Annotated in this window: 5 protein-coding genes and 1 pseudogene; 2 read left to right on the top strand and 4 right to left on the bottom strand. The window is 56.2% G+C overall.

The features are described 5' to 3' along the window. The 3 genes from ACZAHD_RS21560 to ACZAHD_RS21550 form a co-directional block, all read right to left on the bottom strand. Positions 1-108: AAA family ATPase (locus ACZAHD_RS21560; protein ID WP_462458558.1), on the bottom strand; the 108-nt coding region annotated here is incomplete at its 3' end. 127 nt (positions 109-235) lie between these two features. Beyond that, positions 236-1,456 (bottom strand): sugar metabolism global transcriptional regulator Mlc, encoded by a 1,221-nt coding sequence (mlc, locus tag ACZAHD_RS21555; RefSeq protein WP_462458557.1) that lies wholly within the window; start codon positions 1,454-1,456, stop codon positions 236-238. A gap of 124 nt (positions 1,457-1,580) precedes the next feature. Continuing rightward, a complete protein-coding gene (locus tag ACZAHD_RS21550) occupies positions 1,581-2,483 on the bottom strand; it encodes a LysR family transcriptional regulator (RefSeq protein WP_462458556.1) in 903 nt (300 codons plus the stop codon). Positions 2,484-2,600: 117 nt separating this feature from the next. Between ACZAHD_RS21550 and ACZAHD_RS21545 the strand changes: the two genes are divergently transcribed. Further along, entirely contained in the window at positions 2,601-3,851 is a 1,251-nt protein-coding gene (locus ACZAHD_RS21545; protein WP_462458555.1) for an MFS transporter, read from the top strand. A 34-nt stretch (positions 3,852-3,885) separates the two neighbouring features. Here ACZAHD_RS21545 and ACZAHD_RS21540 read toward each other — a convergent pair whose 3' ends face one another. Beyond that, the gene (locus ACZAHD_RS21540) at positions 3,886-3,978 is read right to left on the bottom strand and encodes a KPN_01571 family protein (RefSeq protein WP_416308799.1); all 93 of its coding nucleotides are present in this window, start codon (positions 3,976-3,978) and stop codon (positions 3,886-3,888) included. 271 nt (positions 3,979-4,249) lie between these two features. Between ACZAHD_RS21540 and ACZAHD_RS21535 the strand changes: the two are divergent. Next, positions 4,250-4,958 (top strand): annotated as a pseudogene (locus ACZAHD_RS21535) (carboxypeptidase M32); the annotation flags it as partial.

Here is a 4,958-nt window from a genome sequence, read left to right as displayed (position 1 = left end):
TCCCGCGACGCTTTTGCCGCTGGCAGCCAGTGCCTGCAACAGCGCACGAGAAACCACTGTCTTCCCGACAGAGGTGTCAGTACCTGTTATAAAGAAACGCTTAAACATCATTAACCCCACAGTTATGCTGACGATTTATACAGAAGAGAAGGAATAAACTGTGGGAAAATTCTACGTGAAATCGCCGGAGACCAGCTTGAGATAGCGCAATTTTTGGTGTGACTATGAAAAAATGTTAACCCTGTAACAGTCGGATGAGCAGAGATCCGTTATAGAGGGCATCCTTCACCAGCGCTGCACCGGCCATCGTTCCACGGTTAGAAAACTGCGTGCTTTCAACGGTAATATGCCGACTGTAGGCAGGCAGAGATTGTTGCCGAATACAATCTGAAATGGCGGGGAATAAGATATCGGCCGCCAGACTAAACGGAGATCCAATGAGGATTTTTTGCGGGTTGAACAGATTGACCATAATCGCCAGAATCCGTCCGACGTGCTGGCCCACGCCGCTGATAATATCCCGCGCCAGCAAATCGCCCTGTAGCGCCGCCTGACACAGCCACTCGACGCTCAACGGCTGCTGATGCAGCATCGAACTCATTGATTTCGTCATTCGCACCTGGGCCAGCTCCAGCACGCTTTCGACGCTGGCGATCGTCTCGAGGCAACCGTGGTTGCCGCAGTAGCATCGCTTGCCGTAGGGATCGACCTGAGTATGACCGATCTCGACCAGGCTGCTGCTGCCCGCATGCAGCAGGCGACCATCGGTAATCACGCCGGCGCCGACATTATGATCAATCACCACCTGAATGACGTCCCGCGCCCCGCGGGACGCGCCAAACAGCGACTCCGCCATCGTCCATGCGCTGATATCGTGCTGGATATAGACCGAGACGCCGGTGTGGTTCGCCAGAACCTCGCCAAGCGGCAGATCTTTGACCTCGTCATAAAATGGCATCCGGTGAATAACGCCATTTTCAGTATCAATGATGCCCGGCAAGGTAACAGCGATGGCGGTCAGACGCTCCAGTTTCTTTTGATGGCGGATAAAGAATTGATCGATCTGCTCAACCACGCGCGTCAGGAACGGTTGTTCATGCTGGAGCGCCAGCCCGAGCTGCTCCTCGACCACCAACTTGCTGCTCAGATCGCGCAACGCAAGGTGAATTTCACCGCGGCTTATTCGCACAGAGAGATAGTGCCAGGCCTCGGTCTCGACCATCAGACCCACGGCGGGACGCCCGCGGCTTCCCGGCTCCTGAATTTCCGTCTCCTGAACCAGATGCGCTTCGAGCATTTCACGCACGATTTTAGTAATGCTGGCCGGTGCCAGTTGCGCAAAACGGGAAAGGTCGATGCGCGACACCGGGCCAAGCTGATCAATCAGGCGATATACCGCTCCGGCATTGGTCTGCTTTATTTGATCGATATGGCCTGGCTGACTGTCCGCTACCACCATTGACTCCCTTTATTTTCGCGCTTCGAAATAAACTTTTAGCTATGGTGAAGCACTTGGGTAGCACTCGTCAAATTTTTACTTAGCCTTGTGATTTACCGCACATTTTTGACTGTTTTTAGTCTTAATTACTCCCCACGGCGGCAGCAAGAAGGTATTCCCGAAAGCGTTGCGCCGCCTGGCTTTGTTCATGATGCTTCGACCACACCAGCCACATTTCCGAAACCGCATCCTGTTCTTTGATGGGCAGCCAGCGCATTTCGTTGAGCTGCACCCGCTTAAACGACGCCGGCAATATCGACACCCCCAGCCCGGAAGCCACCAGGCCGATAATCGTCATCGCCTCGCCCACCTCCTGAGCGATCATCGGCGTCTGACCATAGCGCCGCATCAGCCCCAGAATGTCGTCATACAGACCGGTTCCGACGTGCGGATCAAAAAAGACAAACGGCTCGCGGGCCAGTTCGGCCAGGCTTACTGCCTCCTGACGCGCCAGCGGATGGTCGCTCGGCACCATCGCCAGCAGCGGCTCACGCAGTACCCGCTCCCAGACCAGCGTCTCCGGCAGTTGCGTATTGCGCATCAGCCCCAGATCGAGGGCGCCTTCATTCAGCGGCACAATCTGTTCGCGGGTATTGGTTTCCCGGGTCTGAATATGCACGTCCGGATAGCGCCGGCGAAAGGTGGAGAGCGTATCAGAAACCGCCTTGATGAACGGCGCGGAAGAGGTAAAACCGATGTGCAGTTCCCCGGTTTCACCGTGATGCAGACGGCTTGCGCGCGCCGCCGCATCGTCGACCAGGCTGAGGATGTGTCGGCTGTCGGCAAGAAACTGTCGGCCCGCCGCCGTCAGGCTCACGCTGCGGTTGGTTCGGGCGAAGAGGCGTGCGCCAATCTGTTGTTCAAGTATCTGGATCTGCTGGCTTAACGGCGGCTGTGAGATGTTCAGCCGAGCCGCCGCCCGGCCAAAATGGAGTTCTTCGGCGACGGCAATAAAGTAGCGGAGATGACGTAGCTCAATACTCATATTTAAAAAGTCTTATTTGAGATTATTAATATATTAGACAGAATATTTACATTTTCATACCCTTAAAAAGTGATCTGTGATGTTTCCTAACTCTGTGTTATCAGCAAGGATTGTTCCGTGAGTCGTACAACTACCGTTGACACCGTGCCGGCAAGCGAGGTCAGCGACAATGTTATATCCCAGCCAAATAAGTTTATTAAGCGCGGTACCCCTCAGTTTATTCGAGTCACTCTCGCCCTCTTCTCCGCCGGTCTGGCCACCTTCGCACTGCTCTACTGCGTCCAGCCGATTCTGCCGGTGCTCTCGGCCGAATTTGGCGTGACTCCCGCCAGCAGCAGCATTTCGCTGTCGATTTCCACCGCGATGCTCGCCGTTGGCCTGCTGTTTACAGGCCCGCTTTCGGATGCTATCGGCCGTAAACAGGTGATGGTCACCGCACTGGTGCTGGCCTCATGCTGTTCTTTACTGTCTACGATGATGGCGAGCTGGCACGGCATTTTGATGATGCGAGCGCTGATTGGCCTGTCGTTAAGTGGCGTGGCGGCGGTCGGTATGACCTATCTGAGTGAGGAGATCCACCCCAGCGTCGTCGCCTTCTCCATGGGGCTGTACATCAGCGGCAACTCGATTGGCGGAATGAGCGGCCGTCTGCTGACCGGCGTTTTCACCGATTTTTTCGGCTGGCGCGTCGCGCTAGCGGTGATCAGCGGCTTTGCGCTGGCCTCGGCGATTATGTTCTGGCGGATCCTGCCGGAATCGCGGCACTTCCGCCCAAGTTCGCTGCGCCCTAAAACCCTGTTGATTAACCTGCACTTGCATTGGCGCGATCGCGGACTGCCGCTGTTGTTCCTCGAAGGATTCCTGCTGATGGGATCTTTTGTCACCCTGTTCAACTATATCGGCTATCGTCTGATGATGTCGCCATGGTCACTGAGTCAGGCGGTGGTTGGCCTGCTTTCCGTCGCTTATCTGACAGGAACCTGGAGTTCACCGAAGGCCGGGGCGATGACCGCACGCTATGGCCGGGGCCCGGTGATGCTCGCTTTTACCACCGTCATGCTGGGCGGGCTGACGCTGACCCTGTTTTCCTCTCTGTGGCTGATTTTTGCGGGCATGCTGCTGTTCTCCGCCGGTTTCTTTGCCGCCCACTCGGTAGCCAGCAGCTGGATTGGTCCTCGTGCACGCCGCGCCCGCGGCCAGGCATCGTCGCTGTACCTGTTCAGCTACTATCTCGGTTCCAGTATTGCGGGGACATTAGGTGGGGTATTCTGGCATAACTATGGCTGGAACGGCGTGGGTGGCTTTATCGCGCTGATGCTAATGGCAGCACTGCTGACCGGCGTTTGCCTGCACAAACGTCTGAAATAATCTCTCTTCACGTGGCCTTCAACGGCCACGTCTTTCACCACATGCCCAGTACCGACGAAGCGCCCAATAATTCTCTGACGGCATCAATAGACAGCAGTGCAATAAACAGAATAGTGAACGGATTCATAATGACCCCCTGACTACGGCATGCGCTCAGATAAGTTTAGCCGTTTGCTCAACAAGAATCCGCTATTCTGGCCACATAAATATGACAATATTTCGATCCTGTCTCTGGGCAGGCGGAAAAACTGGCGCAATCGGCTGTCACGCCCCAATCGTGCGGCGGATCCAGTGGCATAGCGCGCCTTTCGTCTCATGTGGAAGATTGGCGCGGATCAGGATAGTGTAGAGGTCAACGGGCAACACCTTTCGTTCACTCGCAACAGGTCAAACTAAACATGACTGAAAACAAAAACTATCAGCAGCTTACCCGCACTTTCCAGCGTCTCTCTCGCTTCTCGCATCTCGGCGCGATCGCCGGCTGGGATATGTTCGCCATGATGCCGCCAGGTGGCAGTGCCGCGCGAGGAGAGGCTCTGGCGGAACTGGGCGTGCTGCAGCATCAAATCCTGACGGATAAGAGCGTGGCTGAGGCGCTGCGCAACGCACGCCAGGAAAACCTGAATGACGTCGAACAGGCTAATCTGCGCGAAATGACCCGTCAGTACGAACAGGCGGCGCTGCTGCCGGAAAGTCTGGTGGAGGCCAAATCACTGGCGGGCAGCCGCTGCGAACACGCCTGGCGCAGCCAGCGCCCGGCGAACGATTGGGAAGGTTTCGTCGAAAACCTGCGTGAGGTGGTGAAACTGAGCCGTGAAGAAGCCGCCATTCGCGCCGGGGCGAAAGGCGGCTCTCGCTACGATGCCCTGCTGGATATTTTCGAACCGGATATGACCAGCGCGCGGCTTGACGTTTTGTTTGCCGATCTCAAATCCTGGCTGCCGACCCTACTGACCAGCGTCGTCGAAAAGCAGTCCCTACACCCGCCGGTTGCACCGCAGGGCCCGTTCCCGATCGCCGAACAACGCGAGCTGGGACTGGAAGCGATGCGGATTTTGGGCTTTGATTTCGATGGCGGACGTCTTGATATCAGCGCCCATCCGTTCT

It is taken from the genome of Raoultella sp., assembly GCF_039594335.1.
Classification (GTDB): domain Bacteria; phylum Pseudomonadota; class Gammaproteobacteria; order Enterobacterales; family Enterobacteriaceae; genus Klebsiella.
Note: the sequence above shows the minus strand (reverse complement) of the source record. Positions and strands in the feature narration are given on the sequence as shown.